Origin of the sequence: Rhodococcus sp. BS-15 (assembly GCF_000813105.1) — a bacterium.
Lineage (GTDB): Bacteria > Actinomycetota > Actinomycetes > Mycobacteriales > Mycobacteriaceae > Rhodococcoides.
This window is the reverse complement of sequence record NZ_BAOX01000513.1, coordinates 1-1,755: the sequence shown is the minus strand read 5'-3', so window position 1 is coordinate 1,755 and position 1,755 is coordinate 1. Positions and strand designations below refer to the sequence as shown.

At 66.2% G+C, this 1,755-nt stretch carries 3 protein-coding genes; 1 reads left to right on the top strand and 2 read right to left on the bottom strand.

The features are described 5' to 3' along the window. Positions 1-109 precede the first annotated feature (109 nt). Together RHBS_RS27490 and RHBS_RS27485 are read right to left on the bottom strand one after the other, a co-directional pair. Positions 110-772, bottom strand: a complete 663-nt coding sequence (locus RHBS_RS27490; protein WP_237669849.1) for a DUF3159 domain-containing protein — start codon at positions 770-772, stop codon at positions 110-112. A 109-nt stretch (positions 773-881) separates the two neighbouring features. Further along, positions 882-1,259: an OB-fold nucleic acid binding domain-containing protein gene (locus tag RHBS_RS27485; protein ID WP_032397922.1), complete on the bottom strand. Its 378-nt coding sequence runs from the start codon at positions 1,257-1,259 to the stop codon at positions 882-884. Positions 1,260-1,366: 107 nt separating this feature from the next. Here RHBS_RS27485 and RHBS_RS27480 point away from each other — a divergent pair, with 107 nt between their 5' ends. Then, positions 1,367-1,747, top strand: coding sequence for a hypothetical protein (locus RHBS_RS27480; RefSeq protein ID WP_236745426.1), 381 nt, complete (start codon positions 1,367-1,369; stop codon positions 1,745-1,747). Positions 1,748-1,755 lie beyond the last annotated feature (8 nt).

Below are 1,755 nucleotides of genomic sequence, written 5' to 3'. Positions count from 1 at the left end.
TGCAAGGGAACGTCGTGCGCGGCAACCGGTCGGCTGTGCGTTACTACGACGTGGCCACGATCGCCTGGGCGTCGGTGTTCGGTGCCCGATACATCGTTCAGTCTCAGCTCTACGACTCCGACCAGACGGCTGGCTCGCCGTTGCCCGCATCGGCATGGGCTGGCCGCTCACGGGAGTGGCACTGTTGGTCACGCTCTGGGGCCGCACGCACGGCCCAGAGCGTGACCAACAGTGCCACTCCCGTGAGCGGCCAGCCCATGCCGATGCGGGCAACGGCGAGCCAGCCCGTCTGGTCGGAGTCGTAGAGCTGAGACTGAACGATGTATCGGGCACCGAACACCGACGCCCAGGCGATCGTGGCCACGTCGTAGTAACGCACAGCCGACCGGTTGCCGCGCCACGACGTTCCCTTGCCGTTGAGGTATCCCCAGATGATGCCGACCAACGGCCAGCGCGCGAGCACCGACAGCACGAACGCCGCGCCGTAGGCGAGCGAGGTGTAGATGCCGAACAGGAAGTAGCCCTTGGCATCTCCCGTCCGGTATGCGATGAATGCGCAGATCCCGACCCCGAAGAATCCGGAGATGGCGGGCTGAATCGGGCTACGACGAACCAACCGCCACACCAACACCGCAGCGGCGACTCCCAGAGCGGACCACAGAGCAACGGCGAGGTTGACGTAGCTGTTCACCGGAACGAAGACGACGACGGGCAAGGTCGAATAGATGAGCCCGCTCAACCCGCCGAGCTGTTCGAGGACGGTGGGGGCCACCTTCTCGGCGGTGGTCGACGCGTCGGGCGCGGGTTCCGGCGTCGTCGACGGGGGCGGCACGGAATCGTCGCTGTTGGTCACGACAACGAGGGTGCCATACCGGCGACGATCAGCTGTCGTCGCGCAGTTCGTAATAGGGGTTGTAGACGATCTTGCGTCCGTCGCGTTCGCCGACGCGTCCGCGAACGAGCAAAGTCTTGCCTGGCTCGATTCCGGCGATCTTGCGTCGTCCGATCCAGAGCAAAGTCACCGTGTCGGTGCCGTCGAAGAACTCGGCCTCGATATTGGCGTTGGCCGCCTTCGAGCAGGCTTCGACGCTGCGCAACCGACCGAGCATCGTGACTTCCTCGCCTCGCGAGCAGTCGCACGCCCGCCGAGCCCCGGAGGCTTCGGAGGTTTCGGCCATCTCCTCGGCATCGAGTTGATCGATGTCCTCTGTCAACTTCCGCGTCAGACGGCGAAAGTATCCTGCGGCAGCGGGTGCCATTGTGCGCTCCAGCGGTGGGGGTCGTTCCCTCGTCAGGGTGGGTACTTCGCCACTGTAGACCCGAAGCGTCACGCTGACCAACCGTTGTCACGGCGGTGTCGGCAGGCGTGCACAATCGTGTCGTGCACAGCCGATTCGACACCCGTACCGCACTCGTTCTACCGGGGACGGGGTCCGATGCTCGGTTCGCCGCCGACGCGTTCTCGGCAGCATTGGACAGTGTGGGATTGGCCACCGTCGCGGTCGAACCCGACCCGGCCGCCGTGGTCGAGAGCTACCTGTCCGCCCTCGACGACGCGGCCGATCGACACGGACGCATCGTGGTCGCGGGGATATCCCTCGGGGCAGCCGTCGCGGTTCGATGGGCTGGCGACCACCCATCGAACACCGCTGCTCTCGCACTCGCACTGCCGGCGTGGACCGGAGACCCGGCCGGTTCCCCCCGCGGCCCTGAGCGCAGAGTTCACCGCCCGATCCCTGCGCGATAAGGGGCTCG